At 59.7% G+C, this 14,907-nt stretch carries 16 protein-coding genes; 7 read left to right on the plus strand and 9 right to left on the minus strand.

Annotation, left to right across the window (positions count from 1 at the left end; all coding sequences use genetic code 11):
* Positions 1-42 precede the first annotated feature (42 nt).
* Positions 43-528 carry an MgtC/SapB family protein gene (locus tag EYD00_RS19975; RefSeq protein WP_004437902.1) on the plus strand — a complete coding sequence of 162 codons (486 nt, stop codon included), beginning with the start codon at positions 43-45 and terminating at the stop codon, positions 526-528.
* 6 nt (positions 529-534) lie between these two features.
* Here the strand turns inward: EYD00_RS19975 and EYD00_RS19980 are convergent, their stop codons facing one another.
* From EYD00_RS19980 to EYD00_RS20005, 6 genes are read right to left on the minus strand one after another with little or no spacing between them, the layout of a single operon-like run.
* Positions 535-1,761, minus strand: a complete 1,227-nt coding sequence (locus EYD00_RS19980) for an NAD(P)/FAD-dependent oxidoreductase (RefSeq protein ID WP_022563476.1) — start codon at positions 1,759-1,761, stop codon at positions 535-537.
* 19 nt (positions 1,762-1,780) lie between these two features.
* A complete protein-coding gene (locus EYD00_RS19985; protein WP_022563477.1) occupies positions 1,781-2,191 on the minus strand; it encodes a TIGR02588 family protein in 411 nt (136 codons plus the stop codon).
* A 7-nt stretch (positions 2,192-2,198) separates the two neighbouring features.
* A complete protein-coding gene (locus EYD00_RS19990; RefSeq protein WP_004437909.1) occupies positions 2,199-3,059 on the minus strand; it encodes a TIGR02587 family membrane protein in 861 nt (286 codons plus the stop codon).
* 53 nt (positions 3,060-3,112) lie between these two features.
* Positions 3,113-3,553 carry a PPC domain-containing DNA-binding protein gene (locus EYD00_RS19995; protein ID WP_022563482.1) on the minus strand — a complete coding sequence of 147 codons (441 nt, stop codon included), beginning with the start codon at positions 3,551-3,553 and terminating at the stop codon, positions 3,113-3,115.
* 59 nt (positions 3,554-3,612) lie between these two features.
* Positions 3,613-4,173: a DJ-1/PfpI/YhbO family deglycase/protease gene (locus EYD00_RS20000; RefSeq protein ID WP_004437914.1), complete on the minus strand. Its 561-nt coding sequence runs from the start codon at positions 4,171-4,173 to the stop codon at positions 3,613-3,615.
* A gap of 17 nt (positions 4,174-4,190) precedes the next feature.
* Positions 4,191-4,412 carry a hypothetical protein gene (locus tag EYD00_RS20005; RefSeq protein WP_004437916.1) on the minus strand — a complete coding sequence of 74 codons (222 nt, stop codon included), beginning with the start codon at positions 4,410-4,412 and terminating at the stop codon, positions 4,191-4,193.
* Positions 4,413-4,456: 44 nt separating this feature from the next.
* Between EYD00_RS20005 and EYD00_RS20010 the strand changes: the two genes are divergently transcribed.
* The 4 genes from EYD00_RS20010 to EYD00_RS20025 are packed head-to-tail and all read left to right on the plus strand — an operon-like array spanning position 4,457 to position 8,452.
* Entirely contained in the window at positions 4,457-4,687 is a 231-nt protein-coding gene (locus EYD00_RS20010; protein ID WP_077987880.1) for a hypothetical protein, read from the plus strand.
* A gap of 15 nt (positions 4,688-4,702) precedes the next feature.
* The gene (locus tag EYD00_RS20015; RefSeq protein WP_022563483.1) at positions 4,703-5,521 is read left to right on the plus strand and encodes an N-formylglutamate amidohydrolase; all 819 of its coding nucleotides are present in this window, start codon (positions 4,703-4,705) and stop codon (positions 5,519-5,521) included.
* On the plus strand, positions 5,518-7,395 hold the full coding sequence (locus EYD00_RS20020) for a flavohemoglobin expression-modulating QEGLA motif protein (protein ID WP_022563484.1): 1,878 nt from the start codon (positions 5,518-5,520) through the stop codon (positions 7,393-7,395). The genes EYD00_RS20015 and EYD00_RS20020 overlap by 4 nt, the downstream gene beginning before the upstream one ends.
* 10 nt (positions 7,396-7,405) lie before the next feature.
* Positions 7,406-8,452: a glutathione synthase gene (locus EYD00_RS20025; RefSeq protein WP_004437928.1), complete on the plus strand. Its 1,047-nt coding sequence runs from the start codon at positions 7,406-7,408 to the stop codon at positions 8,450-8,452.
* Here the strand turns inward: EYD00_RS20025 and EYD00_RS20030 are convergent, their stop codons facing one another.
* Both EYD00_RS20030 and EYD00_RS20035 read right to left on the minus strand, forming a co-directional pair.
* Positions 8,453-9,475 carry an NAD-dependent epimerase gene (locus EYD00_RS20030; RefSeq protein ID WP_022563485.1) on the minus strand — a complete coding sequence of 341 codons (1,023 nt, stop codon included), beginning with the start codon at positions 9,473-9,475 and terminating at the stop codon, positions 8,453-8,455.
* A gap of 83 nt (positions 9,476-9,558) precedes the next feature.
* A complete protein-coding gene (locus EYD00_RS20035; protein ID WP_004437935.1) occupies positions 9,559-10,890 on the minus strand; it encodes a UDP-glucose dehydrogenase family protein in 1,332 nt (443 codons plus the stop codon).
* A gap of 386 nt (positions 10,891-11,276) precedes the next feature.
* Between EYD00_RS20035 and EYD00_RS20040 the strand changes: the two genes are divergently transcribed.
* Positions 11,277-12,164, plus strand: a complete 888-nt coding sequence (locus EYD00_RS20040) for a DMT family transporter (RefSeq protein ID WP_004437937.1) — start codon at positions 11,277-11,279, stop codon at positions 12,162-12,164.
* Positions 12,165-12,173: 9 nt separating this feature from the next.
* On the opposite strand, the gene EYD00_RS20045 is transcribed toward EYD00_RS20040, so the two are convergent.
* Complete coding sequence (locus EYD00_RS20045; protein ID WP_006698048.1) at positions 12,174-13,076, minus strand: LysR family transcriptional regulator; 903 nt, start codon at positions 13,074-13,076, stop codon at positions 12,174-12,176.
* 212 nt (positions 13,077-13,288) lie between these two features.
* Here EYD00_RS20045 and amaB point away from each other — a divergent pair, with 212 nt between their 5' ends.
* Positions 13,289-14,818, plus strand: a complete 1,530-nt coding sequence (gene amaB / locus EYD00_RS20050) for an L-piperidine-6-carboxylate dehydrogenase (RefSeq protein ID WP_034500234.1) — start codon at positions 13,289-13,291, stop codon at positions 14,816-14,818.
* Positions 14,819-14,907: the final 89 nt, after the last annotated feature.

The raw sequence follows: 14,907 nt of genomic DNA on the forward strand, positions 1-14,907 counted from the left end.
TTCGAACTTAGTGTGGAGAAATTTCCGGGAGGAGACGCGACAGTGCCCCAAAGCCTTGCAGAAGAATTTTCCATGAATATTTCCATTCCGTTCGAGGTGCTGCTGGTGCGCGTGTTCGGCGCGGTCATCCTGTGCGGCCTGATCGGTCTGGAGCGCGAATTTCACAAAAACACCGCTGGTCTGCGCACCAATATGCTCATCGGCCTTGCCGCCGTCACTTTCTGCGTCATCACCATCCATATGATGGAAACGATGGCGGAAGGGCATGAGGCAGCGCGGCTCGATCCCATCCGACTGGTGGAAGCCGTAACCGCCGGTATCGCCTTTCTCGCCGCAGGTGTGGTCGTTTACACCAAGGGCGACGTCAAGGGGCTGACGACGGGCGCAAGCATGTGGCTTTCGGCGGCGATCGGCCTCTCGGCCGGTCTCGGCATGTGGCCGCTCGCTCTGCTCGCCGCAGCAATGGGCATCGTCGTATTATGGACGCTTCGCCGTATCCAGGTGGTAACCGGCATCAAGGATGAATGAACGGCATCAGCGGAAGTGAAAAAGATCGGCGTCGGGGTCGGTACCGCCATTGATGGCGGCGGCCACGATTTCGGCGGCGATCTGGCTGAAAGTGATGCCGTTGCCGCCGAACCCCATCACCGCATAGACATTTTTCATGCCCGGAACGAGGCCGATCAGCGGCAAGCCCGTGGTGGTCGTACCAAAGGCTCCCGCCCAGCGATAATCGGGTTCGCCGATATCCACGCCCAGCAGTGTTTCAATCTTGCGGCGGATTGTTCGTGTCTTGCCTGCCAGCTTGCTCTTCGACTGATAGGAGACAGGATTTTCCTCGTCCTCGCCGCCGGCAATCACTCGTCCCTCACGGTCGGTTCGCAGATAGAGATAGGGGTCTGCCGCCTCCCATACGATGTGGCTTTGCAGCCAGTCCGGCAGATCCAGCCCTTTCCTGCTGGCCAGCGCCCAGGTGGAAATGATCCGGTGTGTCGGGCTTTCAAGCGCTTTCAAGAACTCATACCCGGTGCAAAATACGATGTTGCCGGCGGAGAGGATTTTCCCGTTGGCAGTGGCGACGATTACTTCGTCGCCAACGTTTCTGAGATCGGTGATTTCCAGAGGAGCGACGATTTCCGCTCCAGCGCTCGCGGTATGGCGCAGCAGACCCGCTGTCAACTGGGCGGGATTGGCGGAGGCCGATATGTCGCTGACGATGGCGGCGGTCCGTTCCAACCCATAATGCTCTCTCAGTTGCGCGGCGCCGAGAAACTCAGCCTCGATGCCGGCTTCTGCGCGGGCATCCGCCTCTGCCTTCAGAGCGCGCGAACCCATGTCGTCACCGGCGAGGTACAGTGCCTGTTTTCGTCTCATGCCGCAGGAAATATTGAGCGAGGTGACGATTTCCTCCAGACGAAGAACCGCGCGCGCCGAGCGCTGCCAAGCCCTGTCTGCGGCCTCCCTGCCGATCATCGTCCGGAGTTTCGTCAGCGGCGTGTCGATCTCGTGCTGTATCATTGCGGTGCTCGCCATGCTGCTGCCTTTGACGGGTTCGCGTCGGTCAACGATCAGCATGGATCGTCCCGGGCGATGCAGCGAGTGGGCCACCAGCGCGCCGCTGATACCGGTCCCGACAACGATTGTGTCGTAGTGGTTGTCTTTCGGCGTCTTGCCGCTTCTGACACCGATCCGCGGCGTATCGGCCCAGAGCGGGGTTGACTCCCTGAGGTCGCGTTCCTTCGTCAGGTCTGATGCGGTCATGAAATGGTCCTGAAAACTGTCACGGTTCGGTATAGCCGGCGACGTTGATGACAAGCCTCCCGCCTGCGGGATCGTTGCGGAAGAAAAGCGTTCCGCTGTCGCGCGATTCCGAGGCGACGTAATCGAATGTCACGTCCGCGCTTTCCTGCGTGCCGCCGTCCTGCTGCAGATCTCCGCGTACCTGCACCTGCGCCGCCGTCGTCATGGAGAGATTGCGGATATCGAATTTCACCCGATATTGCCCCGGCTCACCGTTAACGTCTGTCACGGCGATCTCGAAGCGGGCGTCGTCCGGTTCGTAGCGATAGATGTCGTAGAGGATCCAGCCGAGCATGGAGGCGACGAGCAGAGTGCAGATGGCGCCCGTGACCCATTCGATCCAGTGCGGATCGGAACTTTCCGTGTGTTTTCCATCCTTGGAGATTGTCATGATGTCCTCACAGGATCAGCCGGGCCGAGGCGGCGCCGATCGAGGCGGGAACGCCGAGAATGACGGCGGCATTCAATATCTGCGACAGGGAGGTGTGGTCGAGGCGTTCGAAAGTCCAGAGCGTGTAGATGCTGATGCCGATGGCGATGACGTAGCCCGGCAGGGTGAAGCGGATGAAGGATTGCCACCATTTCTGTCCCTCGTGGAGCCGATGCGAGCCCTTGAAATGAAGCGCGTAGACGAAACCATGCATGATGGCGATCGACAGCAGGCACAGGGCGAGAATGTGATAGGGGGTCACCTTATAGGCGATGAGGATCATTTCTTCCGTCGGCGCGACGTTGAGGTTCAGAAAGAGCGCACCCACCACCATCATGAAAAGCTCGTGCAGATATCCGGTCTCGCCCGAATATTCGCCTTTCTCTTCATCCTGCTCATCGGAATGCTGTCCAAGCTGGCTGCGGCCAAGCAGGGCGCCTATGCTCGCGGGAACGGATTGTAACGCAACCTTTGTGACGATGTTGGAGGCGGTGATCTGGTCGTTGAGGACACCGAACAGCAGAAGTGCGGCCGCGCTCACCGCGACGCCCAGCCCGTAGGCGGTTATTGCGTCTCGCGCCGCCTGGCTCCAGGAGTGAATATTCTCGAACCCGATCCGACGGGCGAGAAGTAGGAGGAGCGGCAGGTTGAGGACGCAAAGCAGCAGGAGCCGCCATGGGCTGATGTAAAGGCCCAGAAACCACATCTCCATGGTCATCAGCATGGGCAGGGCAAACAGCAATGCGCCCGCCGTTCCTCGCGCCAGACCTGTCAGAAACTGTCTGACCTCGTCGTCGCCTTCACCGTCCCGATCGATTGTCGCCGCCATGCCATCCCCCGTGTGAAGAGATAACGCAATGGCGTTTTTCCGGTTCCGCGGGATTATTTCGCGGGCTCGATGAGGGCTATGCCGAAGTCACTGATATAGCTGCGTCGCAGTTCTGCGGGTGTTTCGCGGATAACCACCTCCAGTGTCGGTCGTACCACGCCTTTCAGAAAATGCCCGCCCTTGGTCGAGCCATCGGCAAAGCCCAGAACGACATGCAGGTGCGGGTTCGGCGTATCTTTTTCGTCAAGGGTAATATCGCCGAGCAGGCTCAGGACCTCGCTCTGTTCCGTCACGGGTATTTCTTTGTATTCTCGCGATGAAAGGTCGAAAAACGCAAGCGTCGCGGTGGAGAAGGCACCGATCGCCGTCACCGAGGCCGCGTTGATGTTTTCGGTCCGTGCAAAGCGGCGGATCGCGTCGAATGCCTCTTCATCCGGCTCGATCACGAGAATGAAGGTACGTTCGGCGGCGCTCGCCAGCAATCTGCTTTTCATGACTTCCTCCCAAAAAAGTGCCGCCGGAAGCCGGCGGCACAAAGGAATTGCGGAGCTTATCAGGCGGCACGGCGCTCGTGGCGACCTTCCTCCACCTCTTCGACGATCTTGGCCACAAAAGCGTCAAGATCATCGGGGCTGCGGGAGGTGATGATACCCTTGTCGGTGACCACCTTTTCATCCTTCCAGTTGGCGCCGGCGTTTTTCAGGTCGGTCTTGATCGACCAATAGGATGTGGCGTCACGGCCACGAAGGGCGTCGGCTTCGACCAGAAGCCAGGGCGCGTGGCAGATGGCCGCTACCACCTTGCCGGATTTCAGAAAATCGCGGACCACCCGCATGGCGTCTTCGTCATGGCGCAGCACGTCCGGATTGATCTGGCCGCCGGGAAGCACCAGCGCATCGAAATCATCCGGGCGAACGCTTTTCGCGAGGAGATCGACGGCAATACTGTCGCCCCAGTCCTTTTCATCCCAGCTTTTGATTTCTCCTTCCTTGATAGAGGCGATCTTTACATCCGCGCCTTTGGCCTTGAGCTGATCGTAGGGCACCCTGAGCTCCGAGCGTTCATAGCCGTCGGTTGCCAGGATAAGAATTTTTGCGGCGTTAATAGCAGTCATATCTGTCTCCTTTGGGTTCAATCTTCCTTGTCCGAATTCACGGAGGGGAGGAAAAATTCCACGTCTTTGCGGCGTTCCGCGTCGAGCGGTTCGATGTGCGTCTGCCAGAATGTCTCGGCTGCAGCTGGTTCGTGCTCCCATTGGCGCACAAATGTCTTGTTGTCGTCGATCATCACCTGACGCGTGCCGCCGAGCCGCAGATATTCTTCCGCAAGTTTGCGCGTTTCGGTTTTTTCCATGTCGCGGCTCCTTGTGTGTGGAATCGGGAACGGAGGGACGCCGGATGGGTAAGAAGCTCGACTGCCGTTTCGTTGGCCACCGGGAGAAAACGGAAAAACCCCGATGTTCTTCAGCGCCATCATGTCCGTTTGACACGGCGGCCCTCCTGCCAGAACAACGTGAGCTTTCCGGTATGGTTCCGCACTTTTTTAACGGCGCATGCGTGCTGCGGCCCAATAAATCGCGCGCAATTTTTGCCGGAACAAACGGGCCGCTTGTGCTGTTCTACCCCTGATGCAGGGGAGGCAGCATGGTAGCCAGACACAGCGACGGCAAGGATGAAAATACGGGCTTCTGGACGATCGGGTTTGGCAATTCGCCGGTTATCGGCACGGCCATCCATGACGGCCACCGCATACGGCCCGATATAGCCGGGCTGATGGCGCTTTCGGGCGAACAACGCCTGAGAGAGGAAGATCCGTTCACCGGCGACATGATTGCGGGATTGACCAACCGCGTCATTGTGCACCACTCACGTTTCGAAATCGACCTCAACCGCGCCGCCGATCAGGCCATCTATCTGAAGCCGGAACAATCCTGGGGGCTTGAGGTATGGAAGCAGGAGCCCGCGCCGGCAGCGGTCCGGCAATCTCTGGATTTCCACGCGGATTATTACGCGATGCTGGAAAATACGCTGGCCGCGCTCGAACGGCGGCACGGCGCTTTTGTCGTGCTAGACGTGCACACATACAACCATCGCCGGCAGGGTCCGGCTGCGCCGCCGACCACGCCTGCGGAAGCACCCGATATCAATATCGGCACCTTTTCCATGGACCGCAGCCGCTGGAACGATATCGTCAGCGCCGTCGGTCATCATTTCGCGTCAGCGACCATTGCCGGACGCCGTCTTGATGTCCGCGAGAACGTGGCGTTTCAGGGCAAGGGGGAACAGACCCGTTTCATTCACGAGCGTTTCGCGGAAAACGGCTGTGCCATCGCCATCGAGTTCAAGAAATTCTTTATGGACGAATGGACAGGAAAGCCGGACAGGCGCGTAGTGTCGGAAATACGGGACATGATCACGGCACTTCAGCCCGTTGTCGAGGAATGTCTGAGGTCGCGGCGATGAATGTTTCTGCCGCCCGTGATGTCCCTTCTCCCACTGCCGAGCTGGTGGATGACGTGACATCTTGCCTCCAGGCAGGCAAGGCAATACGTCGCGATATCGGCAAAGACGGCCGGCTTCATATCGACCGGCCACTACCTTTCCTGTGCCTGCATCTGACCGGCGGCACGAAAGATCTTGCCGCGCGCGACATTGCCGCCGCTCACGCTTCCTATCTCATTGCTTCGACCGTTCAGGAGGCCGCGCCGTTGATCGAGGCCGTGGGTACGGCCATGCGGGAGCGTTTCGGCGCCTTCATCGTGCTCGATATCGGTGAGTTGGAGCACGACATCCTGCTTGCCGACGATTCACCCTTCTTACCGCATTATGAGGTCTCCGTCTCGGCAACAGCCGAACCGGAAACACAAAAGGCCCGTCGGGTATTCATCAAGGCTGTGTGTGACGCCGAGGTCCGGTTTCGTACACCGCGCATCACCCGGCCCGAGCCGGAAGGCGACCCGATCCTCCGGTTTCAGAATGCAGGACTGGACTTTCCCTGTATCAGTGTCCGTTTCGCGCCGATCTATAGACAGCCGGAATCCGGTGCCGATTATCCGGGCCTGCGCGAGACGATGATCGCCGATCTTTTCGACGCGGGCCTGCAAGCCTTCTCGTCATTCTCTGCAGGGATGGACGCGCTCAAGGTGACCAGCCACAGGGCGCTCGGCCGCAAGGCCTTCGTCGATGCGGTCAGGCGCGCAGACAGGTCCATCGACGATATCGTATCGTCCTTCGATTTCCTTCTCTCCGTCACGCCAATCAATGCCCGCCGGGCCTTCGAGGAATTTCGGGACGGCAGCTTCCAGTTCGCGCCGCGTCTTCTCTACCGGCCGTTAGGCGTCGATGTCGAGGAGCAGAAGCGAAAGCTCTATTCGGTGGTTTTCGATCATCTGGAAGATCCGGTGCTTTACCATCTCTATCGGGAGAAACAGCAGGAGATCGATCTGCAACTGACGATGCTGGCCAATCTGCACCGGCGCACTTTCACGGATTTTTCCCGCGCCCTCTATGGCGCCGTCGAACCTGCGCTGCTGACGCTGGCGCTGCGGGTGCTGGAGGATTGTCCTCGCCGGGAGGAGGGCGGCGAAATCGCGATGGTAGATTGTTACGCCGTCGCACGGAAGTCGCGCGAGATGGTCGAGTCCTACTTGGCCGAGGAGGCGGGCTTCAAGGCACGGGTAGAAATCCGCGACGACCTGCCGCCGGGTCTGATGGTGACGGGCGAGAAACTTCTGATTTCCCGGCACACGGTTATGGAACAGCGCCGTGTCGAAGCGCTCCTGTCGCATGAGATCGGCGTGCATCTCCTCACCTATTTCAATGGGTCGTTTCAGGGGCTCAGGCTCTTTCGCACCGGCCTCTCCGGCTATGAGGGCGTGCAGGAAGGGCTGGCGGTGCTCGCGGAGCATCTGGCTGGCGGAATGACGCGCGAGCGCCTGCGGCTGATTGCGGCCCGCGTCGTCGGCTGTGCCGCCATGCTGGATGGCGCCAGCTTTGTGGAGACGTTCCGGCTCATGACCCGCGACCATGGTTTTGATGAGGCTGGCGCCTTCAACATGACGTTGCGCATCTATCGCGGCGGCGGCCTCTCGAAGGACGCGATCTATTTGCGCGGGCTGGCGGAGGTGCTGGACCATCTGCGCAAGGGCGGTGCGCTCGATCCGTTCTGGATGGGCAAGATCGCCGCCCAGCATTTCCCGGTCATGCAGGAGCTTGCCCTGCGCGGCCTTTTGCGCCCGCCAGGCGTCAGGCCCGCATTCCTGCTGCCGGCCAGGGCCAACGAGCGTCTGGAAAAAATCCGGGCGGGAATATCCATTGCCGAACTCGCGACATTATAGGAGGGGCTTCATGCGTATCGCATTTTTCGTCAATTCGATTGAAACCGAGGGGCCGAATTTTGCAACCGGCCTGCTGGCCATGGCGGCGCTTAATCGCGGCCATGAGGTTATCTATCTGACGCCGGGTGACTTTACCCTGCGTTCGGATGACAGCCTGACGATCCATGCCACGGTGCTGCCGAAGGCGAAATACAAGAAATCCGAAGCGTTTCATGCTGCTCTTCAGGACAAGACGCTGGAACGGCGGACCATGGATGTCGAGGAGGTCGATGCTTTGATGCTGCGCAACGATCCCTCGCTCGACCAGACCACACGGCCCTGGGCGGTCCATGCCGGCATCCTGTTCGGTCGGCTCGCCGAACAGCGCGGTGTCGTCGTACTGAACGATCCCGAAGGTCTGGCGCTGGCGCAGAACAAGCTCTATTTCCAGAGCTTTCCCGAAATCGTCCGGCCGACCACGATTATTTCGCGCAATGTGGATGAAATCCGAGCCTTCGCCGATGCCCATCCAAAAGGCGTCATCGTCAAGCCGCTGCAGGGCTCCGGCGGCAAGAACGTCTTCAAGATCGGCTCCAGCAAGGAAACCAATCTCAACCAGATTTTCGAAGCCGTCAGCCTCGAGGGTTATCTGATCGCGCAGGCCTATCTGCCGGCTGCTAAGGACGGCGATATCCGCTTCTTCATGATGAATGGCCGGCCGTTGATGCGCGACGGCAAATATGCCGCCCTTCGCCGTGTGCCTGCAAAAGGCGATCTGCGTTCCAACATCCACGCCCGCGGTACGGCGGAGGCCGTGAAGGTGACAGACGACATCGTGGCGCTTGCCGAAATGGTGCGGCCGAAGCTGGTGGAGGACGGCATGTTCCTTGTCGGACTTGATATCGTCGGTGACAAGATACTGGAGGTGAACGTGTTTTCACCGGGCGGGCTTTCCAATATCCGCGACCTCACGGATATGGATTTCAGCGACACGATCATAGAGGCAGTGGAAACCAAGATCGCCATGCAGAGCGCGTCCGGCGGCACCATCTCCAATCGCCTGCTGGCAACGCTGTAGTTATTCCTGCAGCGAGGAGGATTGCATCTGCCGATACCAGGCGACGAGGGCTTTGATGCCCTCTTCGACCGACGTCTGCGGCACGTAGCCGGTAAGGGCTCTCAAAAGATCGGGCGAGGCGAAAGTGCGGGGAACGTCACCCTGCTGCATCGGCAGCATGTTGCGGACCGCCGGTTTCCCAACCGCTTTTTCGACCGTCTCGACGAAATGCATCAATTCCACCGGCTGGCCGCCGCCAATATTGACCACGCGGAATGGTGCATGGTGGGAGAGCGTGTCGGTGACGCCTTCCTGTGTAACGCGGTTTTCCTCGGAAGGGATGACCGCGCTCAGTCGGACGATGCCCTCCACCAGGTCGTCGATATAGGTGAAGTCGCGGCTCATTTTGCCTTGACCGTAGATTTCGATCGGGCGGCCGTTCGAGATGGCGTCGACGAATTTGATCGGTGCCATGTCCGGCCGCCCCCAAGGACCGTAGACCGTAAAGAAACGAAAGGCGGTGGTGGGCAGCTTGTGCAGATGGGCATAACTGTGCGCCATCAGTTCCATCGACTTCTTGGTGGCGGCGTAAAGCGTCATCGGCTCATCGGCCTTGTCGCTTTCCGCAAACGGGATTTTCTCATTGGCGCCGTAGATGGAGGAGGTCGATGCCAGCATCAGGTGCTTGACATCAAGGCTTCTGGCAAGCTCCAGCATGTTAAACGAGCCAATGAGATTGGAATCGACATAGGCGCGGGGATTTTCAAGGCTGTAACGCACACCCGCCTGGGCGGCGAGATGAATGATGATTTCAGGCTCGGCGGCGTCGGCCGCGCGCTTCAGCGCATCCGTATCCTCGAGCATGCCGATCTCCGCCCGGAAGCCGTTGGAGCGGGAAAGAATGGCGTGACGCTTTTCCTTGAGGCTGACATCGTAATATTTCGTCATGCCGTCGAAGCCGGTGACGAAATGACCAGCATCGAGCAGACGCTTGGCGACGTAAAAGCCGATAAAGCCTGCTGTGCCGGTGACCAGATAACGCATGATGATTTCCCGAATCCATTGGTGCGTCTGCGGTTAAACCGAAACGCAGAAAACCTTTTGATGAAACTGCGATGGCGGCGCTTTCAAGCGTCGTTATCCGACCCGCCTTCCTGCGGGCGACCGACGGCGGCATAGATGAAGCCATGGGCGGCGACTTCGTCGGTGCGGTAAATATTGCGTAAATCCACCAGCACCGGGCTTTTCATGATCGCCTTGAGGCGCGGCAGGTCGAGGGCGCGGAACTGGTTCCACTCCGTCACGATGACCACCGCGTCAGCGCCTTCCGCAGCCTCATAAGGCCCGGTTGCGTAATCGATGTCCTCGATCAGATGGCGGGCATTCGCCATGCCTTCCGGGTCGTAACCCACCACCTTCGCGCCCCCGTCCTGCAGGGTCTGGATGATGGCGATCGCCGGGCTGTCGCGCATGTCGTCGGTATTCGGCTTGAAGGTGAGGCCTAGCACGGCGATCTTCTTGCCGCGCACGTCGCCGCCCACCGCGTTGATGACCTTGCGGCCCATGGCGCGCTTGCGGTTGTCGTTGATGGCGATGGTGGTTTCGATCAGCCGCACCGGCGCATCATAGTCCTGCGCGGTCTTGGCGAGCGCCAGCGTATCCTTCGGAAAACAGGAGCCGCCATAACCGGGGCCGGCATGCAGGAATTTCGGGCCGATTCGGCCATCGAGGCCAATACCGCGCGAGACATCCTGCACATTGGCGCCAACCTTTTCGCACAGATCGGCCATTTCGTTGATGAAGGTGATCTTCATCGCCAGAAAGGCGTTGGCGGCGTATTTGATGAGTTCGGAAGCGCGTCTGGTGGTGAAGAGCAGCGGCGACTGGTTGAGATAGAGCGGGCGGTAAACCTCGGTCATGACCGGCCGGGCACGTTCATCCGAAAGGCCGACGACGATACGGTCCGGCCGCTTGAAATCCTCTATCGCCGCACCTTCGCGCAGAAATTCCGGGTTGGAAACCACGGCGAAATCGGCCGAGGGGTTTTCCTCATGGATAATTCGTTCCACTTCGTCGCCGGTGCCGACGGGAACGGTGGATTTGGTGACGATTACGGTAAAACCATCCAGCGCATGGGCAATTTCCTTTGCCGCCGCATAGACATAACCGAGATCGGCATGGCCGTCCCCGCGCCGTGAAGGCGTGCCGACCGCGATGAAGACCACGTCGGCCTTGGCAACGGCGGCGGAGAGATCGGTGGTGAAGCTCAACCGCCCGGCTTTGGCATTGTTGGCGACGATGGTCTCCAGACCCGGCTCGAAGATCGGGATATGGCCATTTTTCAAGGCTTCGATCTTTTCCGGCATCTTGTCGACGCAAACCACGTCATGGCCGAAATCTGCAAAACACGCGCCGGACACAAGGCCGACATAACCCGAACCGATCATCACAATCCGCATTCTTTTTCCTTTCGGTTAGCGAGGCCATGGTAACGCAGCAATATCAGCCGGGGAAATCATCGGGTGAAAATCGCAGGATAATATTTAGCCGCCTTCATGCCCGTCGCCAAGCGCCGCGATCAACACCGGCTAACGTCTTTCCATGACGGGGATGTGATGGCGGTGACGGGACAAATTTGCCGCACCTTGCAGCCATTTGCACTGGTCGCGTTCAATCGGACCATTTTACGATTTTTCCGGCTTGCACTCATAGGTAGCCGGGTCTAGCCATAGGGAGAGGATCAAAATCTGCCAGACTGTCTGTCCCCCGGAGTGGGGGCGTCCAGGCCGCGTTCCACGCGGCTGGGAGAAGCTTTGCGTTGCGGTCGATTTTCGGGGACGTTTAAATGCAAAAGGGTTTTCTGCTCGGTCTGTTCGCCTACGCGACCTTTTCCATGGGCGATGCCACCATCAAGTCGCTTGGATCGCAGATCAGCGTTTTCGAAATCGGCTTTTTCAGCATCCTGTTCTCCGGCATCTTCATCTTCTTCAGCAAACCGCGCGAGGAAAGGTGGCGTGAGTTCTGGCGCATGAGCCGGCCGTTCGCGGTGCACGGTCGCGCCATTTCCGGCCTGTTCGCGGGTATTTTCGGTATTTATGCCTTCACCACCATTCCGCTGGCGGAAGCCTATGCGCTGATCTTCCTGTCACCGCTCTTCGTAACCGTCCTTTCCGCCGTCGTGCTGAAGGAGAATATCGGCCCATGGCGCTGGGCTGCGGTTCTGGCGGGCATCGTGGGCGTTATCCTCGTCGTGCGGCCAGGTTTCAAGACGCTGGAACTTGGGCATATCGCCGCAATCGGCGTCGCCTTCCTGGCGGCCATGACCATCGTGCTTTTGCGCTCGCTTGCGGGCAAGGAAAAGCGCACCTCGATCATGGGTGTGCTGCTGGTCTACGGCCTCACCTTCAACGGCATTGCCTCCATTCCCGATTTTGTCATGCCCAACCTGCACCAGCTGCTGGCCTTTGCCTTTATCGGGCTTTGCACGGCGACGGGGCAGATCACGCTTCTGGTGGCAACCCGCATTGCACCGGCAAGCCAGATCGCCCCTTCGCATTATTCGCAAATCCTCTGGGCAGTCGCGATGGGCATGGCCTTCTTCCACGAATATCCTGACGCCATTGCGGTACTCGGGCTCGCCGTCATCGCCGCATCCGGGCTGCTGACAATGATCCGCGAAAAGGTCAGGCTCGGCACGGTGCGCTGGAACCCGTTTTTCCGCAATCGCCTCTAATGCGCACAGCTATAACGGCTTGCCGACCTGATCCAGCAGCCAGGCCTGAAAGGCACGGGCGAGCGCGTTGTCCTGCCGCCCTTCCGGCAGGGCGACATAATAGCTCTTGTCGGTCTGCAACGGCATATCGAAAACGATTTCGAGGCGGCCGGAGGAAAGTTCGGCCTCGATGAGATATTTCGGCAGAAGGGCGAAACCGATACCGCTCGCGGCGGCTTCGATGATCATGGAGAACTGGTCGAAACGGCTGCCCTGATAGGCATTTTCGGCCATCACCCCGTTCATTTCCAGCCACTCCGTCCACAGTTTCGGGCGCGTGGTGACGTGCAGCAATGGCTGCCGCGTCAGGTCTTCAGGCCGCGTCACCGCCGCATGGCGCAGCAGGGCAGGGCTGGCGACGGGTACGATCACCTCATCGCACAGGAATGTGCAGGTGCCATGTGCCCAGACCGGCTGGCCGTAGTGAATGGCCAGATCGAAGCCCTCCTCGTCGAAATCGAAGGGATGGGAGCGCGAGCCGATTGTGATTGTCATATCCGGGTTGGCGTCGATGAAGCGGTGCAGGCGCGGCATCAGCCAGCGGCTGCCGAAGGTCGGCAGCGTCGCGACGGATAGCGATGCATGTGATGTTCCCGCCGAAACCGCACGCACCATCAGCTGCTCGGATTGCTGCAACAGGCGCCGCACATCGGGCAGGAATTTGCGCCCCGCCTCTGAAAGGACCACCCGTCTGCGGATACGCTCGAAAAGCTGCATCCCCGTCTGCGCTTCGAGTTCGCCGATCTGTCGGCTGACAGCGCTCTGCGTGAGGTTGAGTTCTTCGGCAGCGCGGGTAAAATTGCCATGCCGTGCGGCGCATTCGAACGCCTGCAGGGTGACGATGTCAGGGACCAGTCTTCTACGCGGATCCATTCCATTCTCGCATCAACTTACCCGCTTTCCTCATTGGAAAAGGGTCGTAATGCCCATATATGATTACGGGAAAGAATGGAACGGGGTTTTGCCGAGTTCGACGGAGCGAGTTCCCAGAACATAAACGAATTCCGGGGAAAGAAGAGCGACGGGAGTTGAAAGCGCCGTATCAAGGCGGCCTTTCCTCCCTCTCAGCCAGAAGGACAATTGATATGGATGCAACCACGAAGCTCGACGTGAAACAGGAAGCCGCCGCCCTGCTCGACAGGATGGGCGTTGCCCGCGATCTCTACACTGGCGGCGACATGGCCTCTTTCAGCCCGGTGACAGGCGAGCGGATTGCAAGTCTGAAGACCGTGTCGGTCGAGGGCGTAGCGGCCGTGATCGACAGGGCGGACGCTGCCTTCAAGACATGGCGTAATGTTCCCGCGCCGCGCCGTGGTGAGCTGATCCGGCTTCTTGGTGAAGAACTACGCGCTTTCAAGGCCGATCTCGGCCGTCTCGTATCGCTGGAAGCGGGCAAAATCCCGTCAGAAGGTCTGGGCGAAGTGCAGGAAATGATCGATATCTGCGATTTCGCGGTCGGTCTTTCCCGCCAGCTTTATGGCCTCACCATCGCCACCGAACGCCCCGGCCACCGCATGATGGAAACCTGGCATCCGCTCGGCGTCGTCGGCGTCATCTCCGCCTTCAACTTCCCCGTCGCCGTCTGGTCGTGGAATGCCGCACTTGCCCTCGTCTGTGGTAACGCGGTCGTCTGGAAGCCGTCCGAAAAGACGCCGTTGACGGCGCTTGCCGTGCAGGGCATTTTCGAACGCGCTGCCGCCCGCTTCGGCGATGCGCCGGAAGGTCTGTCCCAACTGCTGATCGGCGACCGCGCGGTCGGCGAGGCATTGGTGGATAATCCCAAGGTGCCGCTGGTTTCGGCCACCGGCTCCACCCGCATGGGCCGTGATGTCGGGCCGCGTCTGGCGAAACGCTTCGCCCGTGCCATTCTTGAACTCGGTGGCAACAATGCAGGCATCGTCTGCCCCTCTGCCGATCTCGACATGGCATTGCGCGCCATCGCCTTCGGTGCGATGGGCACGGCCGGCCAGCGCTGCACCACCCTTCGCCGCCTTTTCGTGCATGACAGCGTTTATGACGAGCTCGTGCCACGCCTGAAAAAGGCCTATGCTTCCGTCTCCGTCGGCAACCCGCTGGAAACCTCCGCGCTCGTAGGCCCGCTGGTCGACAAGGCGGCATTCGAGGCCATGCAGAAAGCGCTCGAAGCGGCCAAGGCGGCCGGCGGCGTGGTGAATGGGGGCGGGCGCGTGGATACGGGTGCGGCAGATGCCTATTATGTGAAACCGGCGCTGGTCGAAATGCCGAAGCAGGTTGGCCCCGTTCTGGAAGAGACTTTCGCCCCGATCCTCTACGTCATGAAGTACAGCGATCTCGATCAGGCGATTGAAGCGCACAACGCCGTTGCCGCCGGTCTTTCGTCGTCCATTTTCACCCGCGACATACAGGAATCGGAACGTTTCCTGTCGTCGGAAGGCTCCGATTGCGGTATCGCCAACGTCAATATCGGCACGTCGGGTGCGGAAATCGGCGGTGCCTTCGGCGGTGAGAAGGAAACCGGCGGCGGCCGTGAATCCGGTTCGGATGCGTGGAAGGCGTATATGCGCCGCGCCACCAACACGATCAACTACTCCAAGGCGCTACCGCTGGCGCAGGGGGTTTCCTTCGATATCGAGTAATCGACTTTTCGATCGCGTTGTCGAGAGAGAAATTGATCCGTCATGCCGGTGCGGCTTCCTCCGCGCCGGCATTTCTATTCGATGGGTCT

Origin of the sequence: Agrobacterium sp. 33MFTa1.1 (assembly GCF_004328495.1) — a bacterium.
GTDB lineage: Bacteria > Pseudomonadota > Alphaproteobacteria > Rhizobiales > Rhizobiaceae > Agrobacterium > Agrobacterium pusense.